Here is a 23,622-nt window from a genome sequence, read left to right on the forward strand (position 1 = left end):
AATCTTCACGACTTCATTCTGCCAGGGACTGATCCACCAGCTCGATCCAGTGCCGCACGGGCGTGCGACCAGCACCGTCGAGGTGGCTCTGGCAGCCGACATTGGCGGTGACGATCAGCTCCGGCCGGCCGCTTTCCAGCGCGTTGAGACGGTTGTCCCGCAATTGTCTCGCCAGCGCCGGCTGGGTCAGCGAATAGGTCCCGGCCGAGCCGCAGCACAGGTGGCCGTCGGGCACCTCGGTGAGGTTGAAGCCCAGCCGTGTGAGCAGGGCTTCGACGGCGCCACCGAGTTTCTGCGCGTGTTGCAAGGTGCAGGGGCAATGGACGGCGATGCGTTGATCCCTGGCGGCGCAAATTTCTTCCAGCGGTTCGTTGCCGAGTACCTGCACCAGGTCCAGCGCGTGTTCGCTGACGTGTTTCGCCTTGGTGGCATAAACCGGGTCGTGCTCCAACAGATGTCCGTAGTCCTTGATAAACGCGCCGCAGCCGCTGGCGGTCTGGACGATCGCCTCGGCGCCGTCTTGCAAGTGCGGCCACCAGGCATCGATGTTGCGCCGGGCGCGGTCCAGCCCGGTGGGTTGAGCGTCGAGATGATAATCCAGCGCGCCGCAACAGCCGGCATCAGGGCTGGCAACGACGCTGATGCCGAGCTGGTCCAGCACCCGGGCGGCGGCCGCGTTGGTGTTCGGCGACAGGCCCGGCTGCACGCAGCCTTCGAGCATCAGCACGCGGCGCGAGTGCCGCACGGCCGGGCGCGTGCCGGGGGACGCCGCTGACCGTGGCAACTTGGCCTCCAGGTTCGCCGGCAGCAGCGGGCGGAATAGCGTTCCCAGGCGCAGCAGATTCTTGAACCGTTCGGGACTCGCAGCCAGGCCACGCAAGCCGAGACGCAGGGCCCGTTGGCCGGCGGTGCGGGGCACTGCCGCGTCGACCACGGCCCGGCCGATGTCCAGCAGGTTGTGATAATCGACGCCGGACGGGCAAGTGGTTTCGCAGTTGCGGCACGACAGGCAACGATCCAGGTGCAGTTGGGTGCTGGCGGTTGGCGGCTGGCCTTCGAGCACCTGCTTGATCAGGTAGATGCGTCCGCGCGGGCCGTCCAGTTCATCGCCGAGCAACTGGTAAGTGGGGCAAGTGGCGTTGCAGAAGCCGCAATGCACGCAACTGCGCAGGATCCGTTCGGCCTCTTCGGCGCGAGGCAGGCGTTGGCTTTTTTCACTGAACCGGGTCTGCATCTAGAACTCCGCGTACATTCGGCCAGGATTGAACAGTCCCTGGGGATCAAGCTTCGCCTTGAGTTGACGGTGGTAGCACAGCAGCGCCGGGGCCAACGGTTGGAACGGCGTTGCGGTTGCGCCAGGACGATAACAGACGGCATGGCCGCCCCATTCCTGCGCCAGGGCCTGGACCGTATCGACGTCGGTTTTCAGCCAGCGCTGCGCGCCCGCCCAATCGATCAGTTGCGCACCGGGCAAGTCGAGCGGGCCGGTAGCGTTGGGCAGCGACAGGCGCCACAGCGGCAGGTCTTCATCGAAGAATGGCAGGCGATGTTCATTCAGCTCGGTCCAGTATTGATCGTCGATGGCTTCGCCGCCCAGGCGCTGATGGGCCGCGCTGACCGAACCCTCGCCGCCTTCCAGGCGCAGGCGCAGACAATCGCCGTCGTGGCTGGCGGCGCTGATGGGCAAGGGTTGTCGGCCCCATTCGGCGAGTTTTTCCAGGGCTTCGCGGCTGTCCATTTCCAGGCGGATGCTCAAGCCGTGGCGGGGCTTGGGCAGCACTTTCAAGGACACTTCGGTGATCACCCCCAGGCAACCGAAACTGCCGGCCAGCAGGCGCGACAGGTCGTAGCCGGCGACGTTTTTCATCACCTCGCCGCCAAAGCGCAACAGGTGGCCGTGGCCGCTGATCATCCGCGTGCCGAGCACATAGTCGCGCACCGAGCCGGCCCACGGACGGCGCGGCCCCGACAATCCGGCGGCGACCATGCCGCCCACCGTGGCGTCTGTGCCGAACGCCGGCGGCTCGCAGGGCAGCCGCTGCCCGGCGGCGTCCAGCGCGGCCAACAGCTCCCGCAGCGGGGTGCCGGCGCGGGCGGTGATGACCAGCTCCGTGGGGTCGTAGTCAACGATCCCGCGATGCGCACGGGTTTCCAGCACCTCGCCGGCCACTTGGCGTCCCAGGAAAGCCTTGCTGTTGGAGCCCTGGATGCGCAGCGGCGTATCGCTCGCGCGGGCGCGGTTGACCTGCTCCAGCAGCAGCTCGCTGGCGTCGCGGTCGACTTGCGCGGTCATCAGAATCGCTCCAGTTCAGGAAACGGCAATTGCCCGCCATGGATATGCATCGCGCCGAATTCAGCGCAGCGGTTCAGGGTCGGTATGTTCTTGCCGGGGTTGAGCAGGCCAAGCGGATCGAACGCGGCTTTCACCGCGTGGAACAGTTGCAATTCTTCGCTGTTGAACTGCGTGCACATCTGGTTGATTTTCTCCCGGCCGACGCCGTGTTCACCGGTGATGCTGCCGCCCACCTGGACGCACAGTTCGAGGATCTTCCCACCCAGGGTTTCGGCGCGCTCCAGCTCGCCCGGCTGGTTGGCGTCGAACAGGATCAGCGGGTGCATGTTGCCGTCGCCGGCATGGAACACGTTGGCGACCCGCAGGCCGTGTTCGCTGCCCAGGCTGGCGATGCGCTGCAGGACCTCGGGCAATGCCCGCCGGGGGATGGTCCCGTCCATGCAGTAATAGTCCGGCGCCAGGCGGCCTACCGCCGGAAACGCATTCTTGCGTCCGGCCCAGAACCGCAGGCGTTCGGCCTCGTCCCGGGCCAGGCGCACCTCGGTGGCGCCGGCCCGTTGCAGCACTTGGCGGACCCGTTCGCAGTCATCGTGGACATCGGCCTCGACGCCATCGAGCTCGCACAGCAGGATCGCTTCGGCGTCGACCGGATAGCCTGCGTGGATGAAATCCTCGGCGGCGCGGATCGCCAGGTTGTCCATCATTTCCAGGCCACCGGGGATGATCCCGGCTGCGATGATCTCGGCCACCGCCCGTCCGGCCTTGTCCACCGAATCAAAGCTGGCCAGCAGCACCCTGGCAACCTGGGGGCGAGGCAACAGCTTGACGGTGACTTCGGTGATGATCCCCAGCAGGCCTTCGGAGCCGGTGAACAACGCCAGCAGGTCCAGGCCTGGCGAGTCCAGGGCCTCGCTGCCCAGCACCAGGCGTTCGCCTTCGATGGTGAGGATTTCCAGCTTCAGCAGGTTGTGCACCGTCAGGCCGTATTTCAGGCAATGCACGCCACCGGCGTTCTCCGCGACGTTGCCGCCGATGGAGCAGGCGATCTGCGAGGAAGGGTCCGGCGCGTAGTACAACCCGAACGGAGCCGCCGCCTGGGAAATCGCCAGGTTGCGCACCCCTGGCTGCAAGCGCGCGGTGCGGGCGTCGGGGTCGATGTGCAAGATCTGGTTGAAGCGCGCCATCACCAGCAACACGCCGCTTTGCAGGGGCAGGGCGCCACCGGACAGGCCGGTCCCGGCGCCCCTGGCCACCACCGGTACATTCTGTTCATGGCACAGCGTGAGCAAGGCCTGCACCTGCTCGACCCGCCGCGGCAGCACGACCAGCAATGGCGTGGTCCGGTAGGCAGACAGCCCATCGCATTCGTAGGGCCTGAGGTCTTCGTCGCGGTGCAGGATATCCAGGTCCGGAATGCGTGCCTGCATGGCGTCGAGCAGGGCCTGCTTGGGCACTTTCGGCAGCGGGCCGTCGAGCTGCTCGTCGTAGAGGATGTTCATGGCAGTCAGATACCTCTGAGTCGGCGCGGACCCCCTGTGGGAGCGAGCTTGCTCGCGATGGCGGCGGGTCAGCTTGCATCAATGCTGGATGTGCCTGCGCTATCGCGAGCAAGCTCGCTCCCACAGAGTAGATTCACTTGAGTACTTGTTATTGTTTTCACTGCCCCAACCCCTTCAGAAAATCCCGGTACAACGCCGCAGTCTTGCCCGGTTTTTCAACCATCGGCATATGCCCGACCCCGTCCCAGATTTCCACCCTGAGGTCGGTGATGCCCTTGCTCCATACCGGTACGCTGCTGACGTCGATCAACCGGTCCTTGCGCCCCCAGAGTAGCAACGAAGGGGCGCGGATGTCGGCCAGGCGCGGTTCCATTGGTGGGCTGGCGCGTAAATCGACGAAGATCTCCGCCAATTCCTCCCGGCGCTGTTCATAACGCTCGGCCAGCGCTGCCAGCACTACGCTGGGCAGCCAGGGCGGCGAGGCCATGGTCATGGCGTAGAACGGCGCGAAATCGGCTCGAGAATCAACCAGGAACGGGTTGTGACCGGCGGCCAGGTGGCGTTCCATGTCGCTGGGTTCGGGGGCGGTGACACCGGCCGGATCGATCAGCGCCAGGGTCAATACCCGCTCAGGCGACGTTGCCGCCAGCCAGGCTGCGAGGTAACCACCCATGGAGTTGCCGATCACATGGACCTTGTCCAGGCCACAGGCATCGAGCAATTCGATCACTCGCCGCGCCTGGGTCGGGATGTCATAACCGCCGCCGGCCTTGAAGCCGGTTTCGCCATGGCCGGCCAGGTCGGGAATCACCACCCGGTAATCGCCGACGAAATACCGGGCGAAGCGCAACCAGAGGTTCTTGTCGGCGCTGTAGCCATGCAGCATCAGCACGCTGCCGGACGCTTCATAGGGCCCGCCTTGCCAGGTCGACACCGTCATTTCGCTGATGGGCACGGTAATTTTGTGCAGCCGGTAGAGACGCGCCTCCAGCGCCATGCCCAGGTCATACAGCACATGGCCGATGCCCGGATACGTCAACCAGCTCCAGGCGATGAACACCGCAAGGACCACCCACAACACCAGCATGTTGTTGCCTCCATATCAGGACAAGGCGATCGAGACCCTGTACCAACGAATTTCCCTTTTTCATGTATAGCCAAAATCCGCGGGGAACCACGCTGATCGGTCGGAATAAATACCCCTGCATCGATAGTGGCTATTTGACCTCGCCCTGATAGACTGCCCAAAACCTATCCCGGCCCCGGGAGACCGGTGGTGCAGAGGCCTCTATGCATAAAGCGGGAAAAAAGGGATTGTCGCTGGCCAGGAGGCTCTACACATCCCGAATCCTCGGCCTGGCGCTGGGGTTGCTGGTGGTGAGCGCCGCGCTCTATCCCCTCGACCCGGCGCCCTGGGTCTGGGGCTTCATGCTGTTCAACGGGTTGCTCTGGCCGCACGTGTCCTACCAATGGGCCCGTCGTTCGACGGTGCCGTACCATGCCGAGCACCGCAACCTGGTGATCGACGCCTTCCTCGGTGGCTTCTGGGTCGCCGCGATGCAATTCAACCCGCTGCCCACCGCCGTGACGCTGGCGATGATGGCAATGAACAACGTGGCCATCGGCGGCCTGCGTTTCCTGTTGGTCGGGGCTGTGGCCCAGGTAGCCGGTATCACCGTCGGGATATTCATGTTCCCCTTTGCCAGCGTGCCCATGACCAGCCCGGCGCAGCTATACGCCTGCTTGCCGTTGCTGTGCCTGTACCCGCTGGCGCTGGGCTGGATCTGCTTTCGCCAGGCGCACACCCTGGGCCGACAGAAACGCGAATTGCTGGCCCTGAGCCGTACCGACAGCCTGACCGGCCTGCTCAACCATGGCGCCTGGAAGGACCGGCTCAACGAGGCATTCCAGCACTGCCGACGCCAGTCACCGGACGGGGCAGGGCATGGCGTGATCGCGCTGATCGATATCGACCATTTCAAAGCCATCAATGACACCTACGGCCATGGTGCCGGTGATGTCGTGCTGCGTCAGCTCGGCAAGCTGCTGGGGCAGAACCTGCGGGCCACGGACATCGTCGGGCGCTATGGCGGCGACGAGTTCGGGGTGATCCTGCCGGACCTGACGCTGCTCAGCGCGGTGCAGGCGATGGAGGGGCTACGCGAACGCTTCACCGCGCAGGACTACGGACGTGACCCGGCGCTGAAAGTGAGCCTGAGTATCGGCCTGGCGGCCTTCACGGCGGATTATGCCGATGCGACCGCCTGGCTCGACGACGCCGACCAGGTGCTCTATGAAGCCAAGACCAGCGGACGCAACCGGGTTGTCTGTCAGCGACATCGGCCGATGCTGGAGGCGTCCGCGGTCTAGAGCCTTGGCGCATTGTCGGGTAGGGTGCTGGTTGACCTTCCCGATGATGCTTTCCAATGAAACAAGGATGAACTCATGACCGTTATCGTTCGTCGCTCCCGTCTCGCTGTCAGCCTCGGCCTGAGCCTGGCACTCGGCGCCTTCGCTCCGGCGGCCCTGGCGCAACCTCATCAACAGGTGCTGGCCGATGCCGAGCAGTCCAAGGGCGAGGCGCTGAAACTGCTTGAACGCCTGGTGAACATCGACTCCGGTTCCGGCTATGTGCCGGGGCTGACCCAGGTCGGCGACATCGCCATCGACGAGTTGCAGAAGCTCGGCGCCAGCATCGAAAAAGTGCCCAATTCTGACGGCACCCACCATGTCCTGGCGACCTTCAAGGGCACCGGCAAGGCGAAAATCCTGCTGATGGCCCATATGGACACGGTGTTCAAGGAAGGCTCGGCGGCCGAACGTCCCTTCCATATCAAGGATGGCCGCGCCTACGGGCCGGGGGTGATGGATGACAAGGGCGGCATCGTCGCGGGCATCTACGCGCTGAAGGTGCTGAAGCACCTGGATTTCAAGAATTACGCGCAGATCACGTTCCTGCTCGATGCCAGCGAAGAGACCGGTTCGGACGTCGCCACCGACCTGATCAAGAAAACCGCCAAGGCCCATGACGTGACCCTCAACCTTGAACCAGGGCGCCCGGCCGACGGCCTGGTGGTGTGGCGCAAGGGCAGCGCAACTGCGCTGGTGGAGGTCAAGGGCAAGGCGGCCCACGCCGGCGTCGCACCGGAACTGGGGCGTAACGCGGCAATGGAAGCGGCGCATCAGATACTGCAACTGGGCAAGCTGGGCGACGCGGAAAAGAAGACGACCATCAACTTCACCGTGCTCAAGGCCGGTGACCGGACCAACGTGATTCCCGACCAGGCCAGCGCCAAGGCCGATGTGCGCGCAGCGGTGCCGGAAGAATTCGACCGCATCGAAAAAGACCTGGCCCGGGTCTCTAAGGACAAGCTGATCGCCGACACCGAAGTCACCACCAGCCTGCAGCGCGGCTTGCCGCCCATGCCACAGACCGCCGAGTCGGACCGGCTGATGGCCATGGCCCAGGGCATCTATGGCGAGCTGGGCCGCAAACTGACCGAGGAAGGCAGCGGCGGCGCGGCGGACGCCAGCCTGTCCGCCGGCGTTGGTACACCCACGCTGGACGGCTTTGGCATCGTCGGCGGCAATATCCATACGCCCGAGGAATATGCCGAGGTCGAAAGCGTGGTGCCGAGGATTTATCTGCTGACGCGAATGATCATGGAGTTGGCGGCACGGTAGTATCCCGCGGAAGAAAGGCTTTTCGTGGCGAGGGAGCTTGCTCCCGCTGGACTGCGCAGCAGGCCTGGTCTTTTGTTTTGACACAAGGGGGGATCAACACCTAGAAACCCTGTGGGAGCGAGCTTGCTCGCGATAGCGATCTGTCTGTCCAGCAGATGTTGACTGACCTACCGCTATCGCGAGCAAGCTCGCTCCCACAGGGGATGTGTTGAAGCGGCTAGCGTGGGTCGACGTTGTCCAGCGCGCGGTTTGCCAGGAGTGCGCCGAGTTCGATCAGTTGCTGGATGCCCAAGGCAATGTGGCGTCGTGAATCTTCCAGGTCGAAGGCCAGGTAACCGACCATGGCGTTGGCCGAGGCGAGGGTTTCGCTGAGGTTGGCGAGCAGGGATTCGGTGTCGATGCCGTTGATGACGGTGAAGAGTTGACCGGGATCGGTTTCTCTTGGATCGGCGGTGGCTGGATCGGTGTCCGGTGGGTTGGGTGTTGGTTTGAACATGATGAATCTCCGATGCGTCTGAAGGAGCCGTAACCCTCTCGCTACCAAACGAAGGGTGGTGGCCATACGAAGGTTGGTAGACCGGGCATCGGAAGCCGGCGTCTCCGAAGAGACCCTGCGCAGGGCCACCATAAAGCGAGGCACATGATTGCACTCACAAGAGGTGACGCTATGCACCGAAAGCCCGGGCTACCAAACCCGATCGCTGATTTTTCAACGACCAGGCCACAGTAAAGCCCAACCCCAAGGCGCACAAGCCGGCCGATTCTGGCGTAGTTGTAGGCAAAGGCGCAAGACGCGGGAGTTCGGTCCTACACGCAGGCCAACCCAATAAACCCCTGGGCTTTTCGTGGCGAGGGAGCTTGCTCCCGCTGGGCCGCGAAGCGGCCCCAAGGATTTTGTGTTGAAGCAAAAACCTGGGCCTGCTGCGCAGTCCAGCGGGAGCAAGCTCCCTCGCCACAAGGGGTTCAGTAAACCCAAACCTCCACTCGCCGATTGCGTACCCGGCCTTCGTCTTCATTGTTGGCCGCCACCGGCATCAGCGCGCCGAACCCGCGGACCTCGCGCAATGTCACGCCGTATTTGACCAGTTCCCGCCGCACCGCCATGGCGCGCAATTTCGACAGCAGGTCGGCTCGCGCCGGGTCGTCCTTGAGGTCGCCAAAACCCACCAGGGTCACGCGCCGGTCGAGTTTTCCGTGTTGCCTTATATAGTCGAGTACCCGGCCGAGGTCTTGGTGGGCCTTGTTGTCCAGGCTGGCGCTGCCTTCCTCGAAGCGGAAATTCACGGTCAGGCGCTGGGCATGGCGGCTCAAGGCCTGGTAACCCTCCGGCATCAGCGCGTTGGGCGTGACGGACATGGCCTGGATGGTCTGGGCGATGAATCCGTTGGCCGCGACGATGGCCTGGCCTTGTTCACTTTGGCTGAAGTCGACCAGGGCTTCGGCCCACGGGTTGGTTTGCGCTGGCGGCAAGTAGAAGAACAAGCGTCGGGACAGGGGATAATCCTCGGTGGCGATCAGGTTGTTCAGCGGCAGCATGGGCTGCGAGGCGCCGTCAACGAGCGCCAGGGGTTTTGCCTGACGTACGTAGGGCAAGCCGATGAAGCCGATGCCTTGCGGATCCTGGCTGACCGCATCGGACAATTGCTCACTGGATTCGAAGCGCTGGGCCGCAGGATCGAGCTTTTTTCCTTGTCGGTTGAGTACCAGTTCCTTGAAGGTATCGTAGGTGCCGGACTGTTCGTCCCGCGCGTATAAATGGATGGCCCCGCCGACGCTGCCCACCGCTTCCCAGGTCTTTGCCTCACCGCTGAAAATGCGCGCCAGTTGCGCGGTGTCGAGCTGACGCAACGGGTTTTGCGGATGCAGAATAATCGCCAGGCCGTCGATGGCGATGACCTGCTCGGCCATCGGACTTTTCAAATCGCCGAGGGCCGACAGGTCCTTCAGTTCACCGTCCTTGATCGGTCGGGAAGAGGCTGCCAGGTCAGCGCTGGCTTGCTTGAGGGCGGCGAATCCGGTGCTGGAACCGTGGGCCGCGATGTCGATCTGGACGCGCTTGCCTTCGGCGGTCCAGCCAACGATCCGTTGCTCATTGTCCCGGCCGGTTATTTCGCTGCTGACCCTGAGCAGCCCCTGGCCTTGCATCAGACCCTTGACCAGGGCCGGCCCCAGTGCCGCGCCGATGGTGTTGGAGCCCTGGATGCGCAGGGCCGGGCCGTGTTCGGAAACGGGCAAGGCGCCGGCCCATGCCATGAGCGGCAGCCCGAAGCTCATGAAAAACACAACGCACAGCCGCATGCCGGCACCTTTTTGAACCAGGGAGGTGCCGGAAGATTAAGTCAGTCAGGTTGCTGAAAGATGACAGGGTTGCGACGGGTTCAGTGGATCGGGTGGGAGCGAGCTTGCTCGCGATGGCGGCGGCACAGTCGATGGTGATGTGACAGTGAAACCGCTATCGCGAGCAAGCTCGCTCCCACAAGGTGATGGAATGGAAGGCTGGTATTCAGCTCAGTTCCAGCCAGATCGGCGCGTGGTCCGAGGGTTTTTCCATGCCGCGCAATTCATAATCCACGCCGGCGTCCTTGACCCGTGGCAGCAGGCCTTGGGACGCGAGGATCAAATCGATGCGCAGGCCGCGCTTGGGCTCGTCCTCGAAACCGCGGCTGCGGTAGTCGAACCAGCTGAAGCGGTCACTGACGTCCGGGTTCAGGTGACGGAAGCTGTCCACCAGACCCCAATTCTTCAGGCGCGCCATCCATTCGCGTTCTTCCGGCAGGAAGCTGCATTTGCCGGTCTTGAGCCAGCGCTTCATGTTGTCCGGGCCGATGCCGATGTCGCAGTCTTCCGGGGAAATGTTCACATCGCCCATCACCACCACCGGCTGGTCGTTGCTGAAGCGGGTTTCCAGCAGTTGCTGCAAATCGCTGTAGAAGCGCTGCTTGGCCGGGAATTTGGTCGGATGGTCGCGACTTTCACCTTGAGGGAAATAACCGTTCATGATGGTCACCGGCACGCCATTGGCATCGGCGAAGGTGCCCCAGATGAAACGCCGCTGGGCGTCTTCGTCGTCAGTCTCGAAACCTTTGTGCAGGGTCAGCGGCGCCTGGCGCGAGAGCAGGGCGACGCCGTAATGGCCTTTCTGCCCGTGGTAATGCACGTGATAACCCAAGGCTTGCACCTCGGCCAGAGGGAATTGTTCGTCGTGAACCTTGGTTTCCTGCAACCCGATGACGTCAGGCTGGTGCTTGTCGATCAGTGCCGCCAACTGATGGGGACGGGCGCGGAGCCCGTTGATGTTGAAGGAGACGATCTTCATGGTCGGCTGTCCTGGCAAAACTGCGATGCTAGCTGACATGTCGGAAGGGAGCCAGCGTGGCGGTAGGACAAATGCACTGCTAATGTCCTCTGGCATGTAGGAACGATCGCAGCCCTGACGGGTTCGTAGTCAATAAGAGCAGGGCCTCACCGAGCCTCGCCCAGGAGATCCACCACCATGCCTGACGCCATTACCGCTGATATCCACATGCTCGACAGCGGCTATTCCCGCGAAGCGCGTTCATTGCTGTACCAGGCCTACCGCCATGAGCCGACCTTCAGCTACCTGTTCGAATCCGAGCGTCCCGGTTACGAACAGCGGGTGCGGGCGACGGTGCGTGAACTGGTCAAGCAGCATTTCTTCCAGGACCTGCCAGCGATCGGCCTGTTGGTCAACGACCGCCTGATCGGCATCGCCCTGATTGCCCCGCCGCAGCGGCGCCTGGGCATTACCGAAAGCTGGGCCTGGCGCCTGCGCATGGTCTTGAGCACGGGGTTTCGCTGCACCCGGCGTTATCTGGAATATCACGCCGCGGTGCTGGCCTGCCTGCCATCGGACGCGGTCCATGTGCTGCCACTGCTGGGGGTTCATCCGCAGTTCCAGGGCCAGCATTACGGCGAGCAGTTGCTTGAGGCAGTCCATAACTGGTGTGCGGTGGACGAGCATTCCCAAGGCGTCGTGCTCGATACCGGCAACCCGCGCTACCTGGAATTTTATAAACGCCAGGGCTATGAGGAAATCGGCGAAATCGCGGTAGGACCGGTCCGCGAGCATGTGTTCTTTCACGCCAACCCGCAGGTTTTACACAGCGCGACGGCATAATCGGACGAACTTTTGCGAAGCGTCCGGCTCTATCAGGCTCCCAAGCTCGTGATAGCATCCGCGCCATGAATTTCCCAGGACGAATGACCAGTGGCGCGCTCTTGCTGTCCCTCAGCTGCGCCGCGCTGGCACAAAGTGTATTGGATGTACGGGTCAAACCGTCCAATGACGAGCTCAAGGCCAATGTAGAGGGCTATATCGGTGGCCTCGGTGAGCGTGACGAAGAGGCACTGCTGCGTTTCAGTCGCGGCGCCGAGGAGCAGGCGCGCAAGGCGGCCCAGGCGCTGGGCTATTACCAGCCGCAGATCGACAGCGAGGTCAAGGCTGGCAAGGACCCGCGCCTGATCCTGACCATCGACCCCGGCGAGCCGGTGCACCTGCGCAATGTCACGATCCGCATCGACGGCCCGGCGGCCTCGCTGAAGAGTTTCCGGGTGCCGGACAACGCCGGTCTCAAACCGGGTGCGGTGCTCAATCACGGACGCTATGAAGACGCCAAGCGGACGATCCAGAACCAGGCCTCGCGTTATGGTTTTTTCAGCGGAAAGTTTGTCAGCCAGACGTTGCGCGTGGATCCCAAGGCTGGCGTTGCCGATGTCGAGCTGATCTACGACAGCGGCCCGCGTTACGCCCTGGGCCCGGTCAGTTTCGAGGGCGATACGCCGTTCGACGAGGACCTGCTGCAGCGCATGGTGCCGTTCAAGGCGGGCGCGCCCTACGATTCCGAATTGATTGCCGAACTCAACCAGGCCTTGCAGTCGAGCGGTTATTTCGAAGGCGTGCGCGTTGATGCGGCGCCCACCGCGGCCACCGACAATGTGATCCCGGTGGCGGTCAGGCTCGACACCCGCAAGCCGCGCACCATGGGCCTGGGCCTGGGGTTTTCCACGGACGTCGGCCCGCGCGCCAAGGCCAACTGGACGCGTCACTGGGTCAATCCCCAAGGCCACAGCTATGGCTGGGAAGCAGAAATATCGGCGCCCCGGCAAAACGTCGGCCTCTGGTACGACGTGCCGCTCGACCCGCCACTGACTGACAAGATGCGCTACGCCGGCGGCTATCAATATGAAGAACTGTCCGGCACCGACACCCTCAGTAAACTGCTGACCGTGGGCCCCGAGTGGCACAGCAAGCTGCCCAGCGGCTGGCAGCGGGTGGTGTCGCTCAAGTGGCAGCGCGAGGAATACCGCCTCGGCGACGATTCGGGCCTGAGCACCTTGCTCATGCCCGGCGTCAGCTACTCGTACTTGCGCAGCGACAACCGCATCGACCCGCACAACGGCTATCGCCTGCAATTCGACACCAAGGTCGCCAAGGAAGGGTTGGGTTCGGACAACAACCTCTTGTATGGCACGGCCATGGTCAAGGGCCTGACCACGGTGTTCGACAAGCATCGCCTGTTGGCCCGGGCCCAGGTGGGCGGCAGCGCCACCAACGGCTACAAGTCGATCCCGCCGTCCCTGCGCTTTTTCGCCGGTGGCGACCAGAGCGTGCGTGGCTACGACTACCAGAGCCTGTCGCCGGAGAACTCCGAGGGCGATCGCATCGGCGGCCGCTACATGGTGGCCGCCAGCGTCGAGTATCAATATTCGGTCGCGGAGAAATGGCGCGTGGCGACCTTCGTCGACCAGGGCAACTCCTTCAACAGCCTTGAACTGCCAAGCCTCAAGACCGGGGTCGGCGTCGGCGTGCGCTGGGTCTCGCCGGTCGGCCCGATCCGTCTCGACCTGGCCCATGCGATGGACGACGACGGCGGCATTCGACTGCACTTTTCCATGGGGCCCGAGTTGTGAATCGCGGTTTGAAAATAACGCTCCTGGCGCTCGCCGGGTTGCTGCTGACGGTTGTCCTGGCCTTGAGCATGGTGTTGGGCACCGCCTTTGGCAGCCGTTGGGCTCTCGGCCTGGTGCCAGGCCTGAGCGTGGAGAATTTCCAGGGGCGGCTGGGCGGGCAGTGGAGCGCCGATCGGGTGCTGTGGCAGCAAGATACCCGCCGGGTGGCGCTGGAGCGGCCGAACTTCGCCTGGTCGCCGTCGTGCCTGCTGCGCATGACCCTGTGCATCGAACAGCTCAAGGCCGAGACCATCGCCGTGCAGTTGCCAGCCACCGCCGATGAACCGAGCAGCGGCCCGATCAGCCTGCCGGACCTGGACTTGCCATTTGCCATTGAACTGGGCGATGTCCAGGTGGGCAGCCTGTCGTTCAACGGCAGCGAGCAGCTCAAGGGGCTGCAACTGGTGGCGCACTGGAGCGCCGAGGGTTTGCAGATCGACTCGGTGCAGTTGCAGCGCGACGAACTGAGCCTGAAATTGTCCGGCCTGCTGAAACCGCACGGCGACTGGCCGCTGAACGCGACGGGCCAGCTGACCCTGCCGGCGCCGGGCGCGACGCCTTGGGCACTGGAGCTGAAAGTCGCTGGCGACCTGCTCAAGACCCTTAATCTCACAGCCGACAGCAGTGGTTATCTGCAAGGCCGCCTGACGGGCGAACTGCAACCGCTGGCGGATAACCTGCCGGCCAAGGTGCGCATCACCGCCGACGGCTTCAAGGCCAGCGCCGATCTGCCGGACACGCTGCTGCTCAACCAACTGGAACTGACCGGCGAAGGCGACCTGAAGAACGGCTATCAACTGCTCGGCAAGGCGACTCTGCCCGCCGAAAAGGGGCCGGTGGCGTTGCTGCTGCAAGGCAAGGTGGACGCCAATGGCGCGCAAGTCGCCGGGCTGGATCTCGACGCCGGCAACCAGCAGACCCTCAAGCTTACCGGGCGGTTGGATTGGCGTGAAGGGCTGAACGCCGAAGCAAAAGTCGCCTGGCTGGATTTCCCCTGGCATCGCCTTTATCCGCTGATCGACGAGCCGCAAGTCACGCTGCGCAGTTTTAACGGCGAAGTCTCGTACACCGACGGCCAGTACCTGGGCAATTTCCAGGCGGCGCTGGACGGTCCCGCCGGGGCGTTCAGCCTGGGCAGCCCGTTCAGCGGCAACCTGACGCAAATCCACTTGCCTGAACTCAAGCTTGCCGCCGGACAGGGCAAGGCCGAAGGGCACCTGGACCTGCAATTTGCCGACGGCATCGCCTGGGACACCGCGCTGCAACTGTCGTCGGTCAATCCGGCGTACTGGCTCGCCGAACTGCCCGGCACGCTGGCCGGGCCGTTGCGCAGTAAAGGCTCGATGAAAAACCAGCGCATGGAACTCGACGCGGACGTGGACCTCAAGGGCAAGCTGCGCGGCCAGCCGGCACTGTTCCAGGCCAAGGCCAGCGGCGCTGGCGAACAATGGAACCTCGGCGCTCTGGATATCCGCCTCGGCGATAATCGCATCAACGGTACGGGCAGCCTGCAACAGCAGCTGACCGGCCAGATCGACATCAAGCTCGCGCGCCTGGCCCAGCTCTGGCCGCAGTTGCGTGGTCAGGTCAGCGGGCGTGTCGACGTGGCCGGCACGCTCAAGGCCCCCCAGGGCAAGCTCGACTTGCAAGGGACGCAACTGGCGTTTCAGGACAATCTTCTGCAAAGCCTGAACCTGGACGCGACGCTCGACGGCGCGCAACGGGGCAAAGTCGATCTCAAGGCCAGCGGTATCCGCAGCGGCGAAACTTCCCTTGGCGTCCTGACGCTGAGCGGGCAGGGCGATATCAAGCAACAGCAACTGAAGGTCGACCTGCAAGGGCCCCAGTTGAAAACCAGCCTGGCCCTTGATGGCACGCTGGATCAGGGCAGCTGGCGTGGACGCCTGGCCAGTGGCGACCTGCGGGTCGGCGGTCAGGACTGGCGCCTGCAAGCGCCAGCGAAGCTGGAACGGCTGGCCAACGGTACGCTGAACTTCGGTGCCCACTGCTGGCGCTCCGGCCAGGCCAGCCTGTGCGGCGAAGACCAGCGGCTGATGCCGGAGCCGAAGCTGCGCTATCACCTCAAGCAATTCCCCATCGAAAGCCTGGCCCAGTGGATGCCCAAGGATTTTGCCTGGCAAGGCCGGCTCAACGCCGACCTGCAACTGGACCTGCCGGCCAGCGGCCCGAATGGCCGGGTGCTGGTGGATGCCAGCGGCGGCACGTTGCGGATTCGGGATAAAGAACAGTGGCTGGACTTCCCCTACCAGACCCTGACGCTCGACAGCCGCCTGACACCCACGCGCATCGATACCGATCTGAATTTCGTCGGCGCCAGGCTCGGCGAACTGAGGGTCCAGGCGCGGATCAATCCGTTGCCAGCGAGCAAGCCGCTGAGCGGTTCGTTCCGCCTGAACGGCCTGGACCTGTCCGTCGCCCGTCCGTTCGTGCCGATGGTGGAAACCCTCACGGGGCACTTGAACGGCAGTGGCACGCTGTCCGGCGGGCTGCTCGCGCCCCAGGTCAACGGCAACCTGGTGCTCAGCGACGGCGAAGTGTCCGGCCCGGAACTGCCGGTCAGCCTCGAAGCCTTGCAACTGCGGGCGATGATCGCCGGCGAAACGGTGCGTCTGGATGGCGATTGGAAGAGTGGCAAGAGCGGGCAGGGCCGCCTGACCGGGAACATCGGCTGGGGCGAGGCGCTGACCATGGACCTGGCACTCAAGGGCTCGCAACTGCCGGTGACCGTCGAACCCTATGCGGTGCTGGACGTGGCGCCGGACTTGAAGATCACGCTGCAGGGCGAGCGGCTGGCAATTGCCGGCAAGGTCCTGGTGCCGAAGGGCGAGATCACCATTCGCGAACTGCCGCCGTCAACCGTCAAGGTTTCGGACGACACGGTGATCGTCGGCCACCAGACCGAAGAGGGCAAGGCACCGATGGCCATGGCAATGGACATCGACGTGCTCGTCGGCCAGGAGAAGCTTGCCTTTTCGGGGTTCGGGCTCACCGCCAACGTCCAGGGGCAGGTGCATATTGGCGATAACATGGATACGCGCGGCGAACTCTGGCTCAACGACGGCCGCTATCGGGCCTATGGGCAGCGGTTGACGGTGCGCCGGGCGCGCTTGTTGTTCGCCGGGCCTATCGATCAGCCGTACCTGGACATCGAGGCGATCCGCCAGACCGACGATGTGATTGCCGGCATCCGCTTGAGCGGCAGCGCCGAGCAACCCACCACGCAAATCTTCTCGGAGCCGGCCATGAGCCAGGAGCAGGCATTGTCCTACCTGGTGCTGGGCCGGCCGCTGAGTACCACCGGCGAAGACAACAACATGCTCGCCCAGGCTGCACTGGGCCTGGGCTTGATGGGCAGTTCCGGCGTGACCACCAGCCTGGCCAACAACCTGGGAATCGAGGATTTCCAACTCGACACCCAGGGCAGCGGCAACGAAACCAGCGTGGTCGCCAGCGGCAACCTGTCGGAAAAACTCAGCCTGCGCTACGGCGTCGGAGTGTTCGAACCGGCCAATACCATTGCCCTGCGCTACAAGCTGAGCAAGAAGGTCTACCTCGAAGCCGCCAGCGGCGTCGCCAGCTCGCTGGATATCTTCTACAAGCGCGATTTCTGACCTTTCCCCCAAGTCCCTTGTGGGAGCGAGCTCGCTCGCGATAGCGGTATCACATTCAACCTGTTCGCAGGCTGACAGACCGCTATCGCGAGCAAGCTCGCTCCCACATGGTTTTCTCATTTCCGTTTTTTATGCATAGCTAACTAACTATTTGTTTGACATTTGCTGCCTAAGCAGTAACATTTCGACATACATTCGCTGCCTAGGCAGCAAACGGTATTCAGACAACGGTATCCAGATGAAGCATTTCACCCCGGACGAATTCCACAATTGCCATCTCGGCATGCTCCTTGGCCGTGCCGCGGCGCTCAAGGACCGGATCATCGACACCCACATGGAGCCTGTCGGCATCACCGCCGCGCAGTTCAAGGTGTTGATCATCATGGCCCAGCACGGCATCGATACGCCGGTCGAGCTGTGCCGGTACCTGTCGCTGGACAGCGGCTCGATGACCCGCATGCTCGACCGCCTGGAGCAGAAGGGCTTTCTGGTTCGCCAGCGCTCGGCACAGGATCGGCGCCAGGTTCGTCTGGTGCTGACCGACGCCGGCCAGGCCCTCGCCGATCGCCTGCCATTCATCGGTGCCGACGCCATGAATCAACTGGCCGGCGCCATCAGCCGCGAGGAGCTGCAAACCCTCGAAGACATCCTCAAGAAAATACTGCTCGCCGCCGGTGACCCCATCACCGTCCTGCGATTGGGGGCCAAATGAAACATCAAACCTTGCGTACCCGCCTGAGCCTTGTGCTGTTGGCCATGAGCCTCGCCGGTTGTGCCAGCTACAGCGGCCTGAAGACCGAGGGCGTCAGCCTGGAGGCCAAGAGCCTGCAGGCTGGGCAATCGCTGACCGGGGTCAAACTGTCGCCCGCCGCGTGGCCGAAAAGCGACTGGTGGAAAAGCCTTGGCGACCCGCAGCTCGACGGCTTGATCCGTGAAGCGCTGCGCGACAGCCCGGACATGCAGATCGCCAGCGCCCGGGTGCACCAGGCCAGCGCCGCTGCCTATGCCGCGAATGCCGCGCGCCTGCCGACCCTCGACGCCAGCGGCAGTGTCAGCCGTTCGCGCCTGGCCCGTGACCAGGACCCGCAAGGGCAGGGCGGCGCCTATAGCACCCTGCGTTCGCTGAGCGTGGATTTCAATTACAACTTCGACCTCTGGGGCGGCCAACGTGCCGCCTGGGAAGCGGCCCTGGGCCAGGCCCGCGCCGCCGAGATCGATCGCCAGGCCGCGCAACTGACCCTCGCCGCCGACGTGGCCCGGGCCTACAGCGACCTGGGCCAGGCCCACATCATTTATGACCTGGCCAATGAAGACCTCAAGCGCACGCGGCAGATGCTCGACCTGGGCAAACGCCGTCTCGGTGCCGGGATCGACAGCGAGTACCAGTTCCAGCAGACCGAAAGCCTCGAAGCCAGCGCCGATGCGACGCTGATCGACGCGGAAAAACGCCTGCAAAGCGCAAAGATCGCCTTGGCGGTGCTGCTGGGCAAAGGTCCCGACCGGGGCAACGACATCGCCCGGCCCAACGTGCTGCAGGCCAGCGTGGTTGCCCTGCCGTCGAATCTGCCGGCCGAGTTGCTCGGTCGCCGTCCCGACCTGGTCGCGGCGCGGTGGCGGGTCGAGGCGGCGAGCAAGAACATCGAGGCCGGCAAGACCAACTTCTACCCCAACCTCAACCTGAGCGCGGCGGCGGGGGTGCAATCGCTGCTGGGTGACGCGATGTTCGGCGCGCCCAGTCGTTTCTTCAACGTGGCGCCGACCGTGTCGTTGCCGATCTTCGATGGCGGCCGCCTGCGGGCGGACCTGGATGCCCGGGACGCCGATTACGACCTGGCGGTGGCGCAATACAACAAGAGCCTGGTCGCGGCCCTTGGCGATGTCAGCGACACCATCAACCAGTTGCGCGACATCGGTCGGCAGCTCGGCGCCCAGCAACACGCGGTGGATATCGCCCGGAACTCCTACGACACCGTGGTCCAGCGCTACGGTTCCGGCATCGGCAATTACCTGGACGTGTTGAGCATCGAGCAACAACTGCTCCAGGCCCAACGCCAACTGGCGACCCTCAATGCCGAGCAGATCGATCTGTCGATCCAACTGATGCAGGCCCTGGGCGGTGGTTTCGATACCCAAACCATCGCTTCGGCCACTCCGGCCGCCACCGCGCCGACTCACTGATTCGAGGTACTTGTCATGGCAACTGCCGAAACTACCCAGGAAACCCAACAGGACAGCGGCAACCCGCGCAAGCGCAAGGTGTTGCTGCTGGCCCTGGCCCTGATCGTCATTCTCGCCGGCGTCGGTGTCTGGGCCTGGCATGAACTTTATGGACGCTGGAGCGAAAGCACCGACGATGCCTACGTGAACGGCAACGTGGTGGAAATCACCCCGCAAGTCACCGGCACCGTGGTGAGCATTGGTGCCGATGACGGTGACCTGGTGCGCGAAGGCCAGGTGCTGGTGCAGTTCGACCCGAACGACGCCGAAGTTGCCTTGCAAAGTGCCCAGGCCAACCTGGCCCATACCGTGCGCCAGGTGCGTGGTTTGTACAGCAATGTCGACGGCATGAAAGCGCAGGTGCATGCGCAGGAAGCGGAAGTGCAGAAGGCTCGGGAAAACTACAACCGACGCAAGAACCTGGCGGCCGGCGGGGCGATTTCCCAGGAAGAACTGTCCCACGCCCGGGACGATCTGACCTCGGCGCAGAACGCCCTGGCCAACGCCCGGCAACAACTCATGACGACCAGCGCGCTGGTGGATGACACCGTGCTGTCGAGCCATCCCGACGTGCAGGCGGCGGCCGCGCAACTGCGCCAGGCTTACCTGAGCAATGCCCGCAGCACCTTGATTGCGCCGGTGACCGGTTACGTCGCCAAGCGCACCGTTCAGCTCGGGCAACGCGTGCAGCCGGGCACGGCGCTGATGGCGGTGATCCCGCTGGACCAGTTGTGGATCGACGCCAACTTCAAGGAAACCCAGCTACGTGACATGCGCATCGGCCAGCCGGTGGACATCGAGACCGACCTTTATGGCAGCGACGTGAAGTACAGCGGCACGGTGGACAGCCTGGGCGCCGGTACCGGCAGCGCGTTTGCCTTGCTGCCAGCGCAGAACGCCACCGGTAACTGGATCAAGATCGTCCAGCGGGTGCCGGTGCGCATTCATATCAATGCCGAGGAGCTGGCCAGGCATCCGCTGCGGGTCGGCCTGTCGACCCAGGTCAACGTCAATCTCCACGACCAGAGCGGCCCGGTACTGGCCCAGCAGCCACCGCAAAAAGCCTCGTTCAGCACTCAGGTCTACGCCCGCCAGCTGGCCGATGCCGACGCGATGATCACTCGGCTGATTCATGAGAACAGCGCGGCGGCGAGCAAGACCGCGCAGCGTTGAAGCAGCCCCGTCGAACCCTGTGGCGAGGGAGCTTGCTCCCGCTCGGCTGCGAAGCAGTCGTAAACCGGCGGGTGCGGTGTGTCTGGTGCTTCCCGTTCAGCAGGTTTTGGGGCCGCTTCGCGACCCAGCGGGAGCAAGCTCCCTCGCCACGTGTCTGGCGCAGACTCAAGTGACAGCATTCAGGTCCTGGCGGTCTTGCTCCAATTTTGTCACCTTTGCTTCATAGGATTCTCGCAATGAGCAATAACGCGTCCTTCACGCCGCCCAGCCTGTTGCTCAGCACCATCGGGTTGTCGCTGGCGACGTTCATGCAGGTGCTCGACACGACCATCGCCAACGTCGCCTTGCCGACCATTTCCGGCAACCTGGGCGTCAGTTCGGAGCAGGGCACCTGGGTCATTACCTCGTTTGCGGTGAGCAATGCGATCGCGCTGCCGCTGACCGGTTGGCTGAGCCGCCGGTTTGGCGAGGTGAAACTGTTTTTGTGGGCAACGATGCTGTTCGTCCTGGCCTCGTTCCTCTGCGGGATTTCCACGTCGATGCCCGAGCTGATCGGTTTTCGTGTGGTTCAGGGCCTGGTGGCCGGGCCTCTGTATCCGATGACCCAGACCTTGCTGATTGCCGTGTACCCGCCAGCCAGGCGCGGCATGGCCTTGGCCTTGCTGGCGATGGTCACCGTGGTGGCGCCGATCGCCGGGCCTATCCTGGGCGGCTGGATCACCGACAGTTACAGCTGGCCGTGGATTTTCTTCATCAACGTGCCGATCGGGATTTTCGCAGTGCTGGTGGTGCGTCAGCAGCTCAAGGCGCGGCCGGTGGTCACCAGTCGCCAGCCGATGGATTACGTCGGGTTGATCACCCTGATCATCGGTGTCGGGGCGTTGCAGGTGATCCTCGACAAGGGCAACGACCTGGATTGGTTCGAGTCGAACTTCATCATCGTCGGCGCGCTGATTTCGGTCGTTGCGCTGGCGGTGTTCGTGATCTGGGAAATGACCGACCGCCATCCAGTGGTCAACCTGCGGCTGTTTGCCTATCGCAACTTTCGCATCGGGACGATTGTACTGGTGGGCGGTTATGCCGGATTCTTCGGCATCAACCTGATCCTGCCGCAGTGGTTGCAGACCCAGATGGGTTATACCGCCACCTGGGCCGGCCTGGCGGTTGCGCCCATCGGGATCCTGCCGGTGTTGATGTCACCTTTCGTTGGCAAATACGCCCACAAGTTCGACCTACGCCTGCTGGCCGGGCTTGCGTTCCTGGCGATCGGCCTGAGTTGCTTCATGCGCGCCGGGTTTACCAACGAGGTGGATTTCCAGCACATCGCTCTGGTGCAGCTGTTCATGGGCATCGGCGTGGCGCTGTTCTTCATGCCGACCCTGAGCATCCTGATGTCGGACCTGCCGCCCCAGCAGATCGCCGACGGCGCGGGGCTGGCGACGTTCCTGCGGACCCTGGGCGGCAGCTTTGCCGCGTCGCTAACCACCTGGATCTGGATCCGCCGCGCCGACCAGCACCATGCCTACCTGAGCGAAAGCATCAGCACTTTCGAACCGGCCACGCGCGAGACGATCAACCAGCTCGGCGGGGCGAGCACGCCGGTGTACGCCCAGCTCGACCAGATCCTCACCAGCCAGGCGTACATGCTCTCCACCGTGGATTATTTCACGCTGCTGGGCTGGGCGTTCATGGGGTTGATCCTGCTGGTGTGGCTGGCGAAACCGCCGTTTGCGGCGAAGGCGGGGCCTGCCAGCAGCGGTCATTGATGGCGGGCGCAGTCCAACCTGTGGGAGCGAGCCTGCTCGCGAATGCGGATTATCAGTCAGTGATGTTTTGACTGACACAGCGCTTTCGCGAGCAGGCTCGCTCCCACAGGGGATTTATATTGGATCGGGAATTGTGTCCGGTGCCGGCAGTTGTGGCGGCGGGGCAAACTCGAAAGGCGCCAGCGAAAATCCCTGCTCATCCACCTGCAACGCCCAGCCCTGCTTGTCCCAATCTCCCAGCACGATGCGCCGGGCGGCGTGTTCGCCCAGTTGCAGCTTGTGGATGGCAGGGCGGTGGGTGTGGCCGTGGACCAAGGTTTTTACGCCATAGTGCTGCATGACGCGCGGGACCTCTTCTGGCGTGACATCAACGATGTCGTTGGCTTTCATCCTCACCTGCGTGCGGCTTTCACTGCGCAGCTTGCGCGCCAGTTTCTGACGGCTGCCCAAGGGCAGGTGGCGCAGGACGAACAGCGTGACCGGGTTGCGCAGCCAGCGCCGCAGTTTCATGTAGCCGACGTCCCGCGTGCACAGGCTGTCGCCGTGCATCAGCAGCACTGGCTCGGCGTTGAATTGCACGACGGTCGGGTCCTTGAGCAGGGTACAGCCGGCCGCTTTGCAGAAGGCCTGCCCGAGCATGAAGTCGCGGTTGCCGTGCATCAGGAAAATCGCCGTGCCGCTGTCGCTCAATTCGCGCAGGGCCTGGCAGATGGAACGCTGGAACGGCGTCATGGCATCGTCGCCGATCCAGGCTTCGAAGAAGTCGCCCAGAATGTATAACGCTTGCGCCGAGCGGGCGCGTGTGGCGAGTAAATCCAGAAACGCCCGGGTGATGTCCGGGCGCTCCTCTTCCAGATGCAGATCTGAAATCAGCAATATCACTCAATGATCTCGGCTTTCTCGATGATCACATCTTCTGCCGGGACGTCCTGGTGGCCAGCCTTGGAAGTGGTGGAGACGCCTTTGATCTTGTCGACCACGTCGGTACCAGCGGTGACCTTGCCGAATACGGCGTAGCCCCAGCCTTGGACGTTCTTGCCGCTGTGGTTCAGGAAGCTGTTGTCGGCGACGTTGATGAAGAACTGCGCGGAGGCCGAATGCGGCTCCATGGTGCGGGCCATGGCAACAGTGTATTTGTCGTTGGAAAGGCCGTTGTCGGCTTCGTTCTGGATGCTCGGGCGCTTGTCTTTCTTTTCTTTCATGCCCGGTTCGAAACCGCCGCCCTGGATCATGAAGTTGCCGATGACACGGTGGAAAACGGTGTTTTCGTAGTGGCCGGCCTTGACGTATTCAACGAAGTTGGCAACGGTAATCGGTGCCTTCTCGGCGTTCAGCTCCAGGACGATCTCGCCATGGTTGGTGGTCAGTTTGACTTGGGTCATGATCAC

The 23,622-nt window shown here is 63.5% G+C and carries 18 protein-coding genes; 9 read left to right on the forward strand and 9 right to left on the reverse strand.

The annotated features are described in order from the left end of the window. Positions 1-13: 13 nt before the first annotated feature. The 4 genes from glcF to J3P97_RS09295 form a co-directional block, all read right to left on the reverse strand. The gene (gene glcF, locus J3P97_RS09280; RefSeq protein WP_434673972.1) at positions 14-1,234 is read right to left on the reverse strand and encodes a glycolate oxidase subunit GlcF; all 1,221 of its coding nucleotides are present in this window, start codon (positions 1,232-1,234) and stop codon (positions 14-16) included. After that, positions 1,235-2,293: a glycolate oxidase subunit GlcE gene (glcE, locus tag J3P97_RS09285; protein ID WP_434673973.1), complete on the reverse strand. Its 1,059-nt coding sequence runs from the start codon at positions 2,291-2,293 to the stop codon at positions 1,235-1,237. Further along, positions 2,293-3,792 (reverse strand): glycolate oxidase subunit GlcD, encoded by a 1,500-nt coding sequence (gene glcD / locus J3P97_RS09290; protein ID WP_434673974.1) that lies wholly within the window; start codon positions 3,790-3,792, stop codon positions 2,293-2,295. Before glcD ends, glcE begins: the two co-directional genes overlap by 1 nt. 157 nt (positions 3,793-3,949) lie before the next feature. Further along, the gene (locus tag J3P97_RS09295) at positions 3,950-4,879 is read right to left on the reverse strand and encodes an alpha/beta fold hydrolase (protein WP_434569103.1); all 930 of its coding nucleotides are present in this window, start codon (positions 4,877-4,879) and stop codon (positions 3,950-3,952) included. 203 nt (positions 4,880-5,082) lie between these two features. Here J3P97_RS09295 and J3P97_RS09300 point away from each other — a divergent pair, with 203 nt between their 5' ends. Together J3P97_RS09300 and J3P97_RS09305 are read left to right on the forward strand one after the other, a co-directional pair. Continuing rightward, positions 5,083-6,162 (forward strand): diguanylate cyclase, encoded by a 1,080-nt coding sequence (locus tag J3P97_RS09300; RefSeq protein WP_434673975.1) that lies wholly within the window; start codon positions 5,083-5,085, stop codon positions 6,160-6,162. A 75-nt stretch (positions 6,163-6,237) separates the two neighbouring features. Continuing rightward, positions 6,238-7,476, forward strand: a complete 1,239-nt coding sequence (locus J3P97_RS09305) for a M20/M25/M40 family metallo-hydrolase (protein ID WP_434673976.1) — start codon at positions 6,238-6,240, stop codon at positions 7,474-7,476. A gap of 217 nt (positions 7,477-7,693) precedes the next feature. Here the strand turns inward: J3P97_RS09305 and J3P97_RS09310 are convergent, their stop codons facing one another. From J3P97_RS09310 to xthA, 3 genes are all read right to left on the reverse strand, one after another. Then, positions 7,694-7,972 carry a DUF6124 family protein gene (locus J3P97_RS09310; protein WP_434624820.1) on the reverse strand — a complete coding sequence of 93 codons (279 nt, stop codon included), beginning with the start codon at positions 7,970-7,972 and terminating at the stop codon, positions 7,694-7,696. Positions 7,973-8,439: 467 nt separating this feature from the next. Then, the gene (locus J3P97_RS09315) at positions 8,440-9,774 is read right to left on the reverse strand and encodes a substrate-binding domain-containing protein (protein ID WP_434673977.1); all 1,335 of its coding nucleotides are present in this window, start codon (positions 9,772-9,774) and stop codon (positions 8,440-8,442) included. Between the two features lie 205 nt (positions 9,775-9,979). Next, complete coding sequence (xthA, locus tag J3P97_RS09320) at positions 9,980-10,792, reverse strand: exodeoxyribonuclease III (RefSeq protein WP_434603567.1); 813 nt, start codon at positions 10,790-10,792, stop codon at positions 9,980-9,982. A gap of 177 nt (positions 10,793-10,969) precedes the next feature. Here xthA and J3P97_RS09325 point away from each other — a divergent pair, with 177 nt between their 5' ends. From J3P97_RS09325 to J3P97_RS09355, 7 genes are all read left to right on the forward strand, one after another. Then, positions 10,970-11,614 carry a GNAT family N-acetyltransferase gene (locus J3P97_RS09325; protein ID WP_434569098.1) on the forward strand — a complete coding sequence of 215 codons (645 nt, stop codon included), beginning with the start codon at positions 10,970-10,972 and terminating at the stop codon, positions 11,612-11,614. A 65-nt stretch (positions 11,615-11,679) separates the two neighbouring features. Next, positions 11,680-13,407, forward strand: coding sequence for an autotransporter assembly complex protein TamA (locus tag J3P97_RS09330; RefSeq protein WP_434673978.1), 1,728 nt, complete (start codon positions 11,680-11,682; stop codon positions 13,405-13,407). After that, positions 13,404-17,078 carry a translocation/assembly module TamB domain-containing protein gene (locus J3P97_RS09335; protein WP_434673979.1) on the forward strand — a complete coding sequence of 1,225 codons (3,675 nt, stop codon included), beginning with the start codon at positions 13,404-13,406 and terminating at the stop codon, positions 17,076-17,078. Before J3P97_RS09330 ends, J3P97_RS09335 begins: the two co-directional genes overlap by 4 nt. Before the next feature lie 238 nt (positions 17,079-17,316). Beyond that, complete coding sequence (locus J3P97_RS09340; RefSeq protein ID WP_305495695.1) at positions 17,317-17,790, forward strand: MarR family winged helix-turn-helix transcriptional regulator; 474 nt, start codon at positions 17,317-17,319, stop codon at positions 17,788-17,790. Next, entirely contained in the window at positions 17,787-19,256 is a 1,470-nt protein-coding gene (locus tag J3P97_RS09345; RefSeq protein ID WP_434673980.1) for an efflux transporter outer membrane subunit, read from the forward strand. Before J3P97_RS09340 ends, J3P97_RS09345 begins: the two co-directional genes overlap by 4 nt. Positions 19,257-19,271: 15 nt before the next feature. After that, entirely contained in the window at positions 19,272-20,468 is a 1,197-nt protein-coding gene (locus tag J3P97_RS09350) for an efflux RND transporter periplasmic adaptor subunit (RefSeq protein ID WP_434673981.1), read from the forward strand. Between the two features lie 236 nt (positions 20,469-20,704). Continuing rightward, positions 20,705-22,234 carry a DHA2 family efflux MFS transporter permease subunit gene (locus J3P97_RS09355; protein ID WP_434673982.1) on the forward strand — a complete coding sequence of 510 codons (1,530 nt, stop codon included), beginning with the start codon at positions 20,705-20,707 and terminating at the stop codon, positions 22,232-22,234. Between the two features lie 114 nt (positions 22,235-22,348). On the opposite strand, the gene J3P97_RS09360 is transcribed toward J3P97_RS09355, so the two are convergent. Both J3P97_RS09360 and J3P97_RS09365 read right to left on the reverse strand, forming a co-directional pair. Further along, a complete protein-coding gene (locus J3P97_RS09360) occupies positions 22,349-23,116 on the reverse strand; it encodes a UDP-2,3-diacylglucosamine diphosphatase (protein ID WP_434603579.1) in 768 nt (255 codons plus the stop codon). After that, positions 23,113-23,616: a peptidylprolyl isomerase gene (locus J3P97_RS09365; RefSeq protein WP_434603581.1), complete on the reverse strand. Its 504-nt coding sequence runs from the start codon at positions 23,614-23,616 to the stop codon at positions 23,113-23,115. Before J3P97_RS09365 ends, J3P97_RS09360 begins: the two co-directional genes overlap by 4 nt. Positions 23,617-23,622 lie beyond the last annotated feature (6 nt).

The organism is Pseudomonas sp. R1-15 (genome assembly GCF_051132085.1).
Taxonomy (GTDB): Bacteria; Pseudomonadota; Gammaproteobacteria; order Pseudomonadales; family Pseudomonadaceae; genus Aquipseudomonas.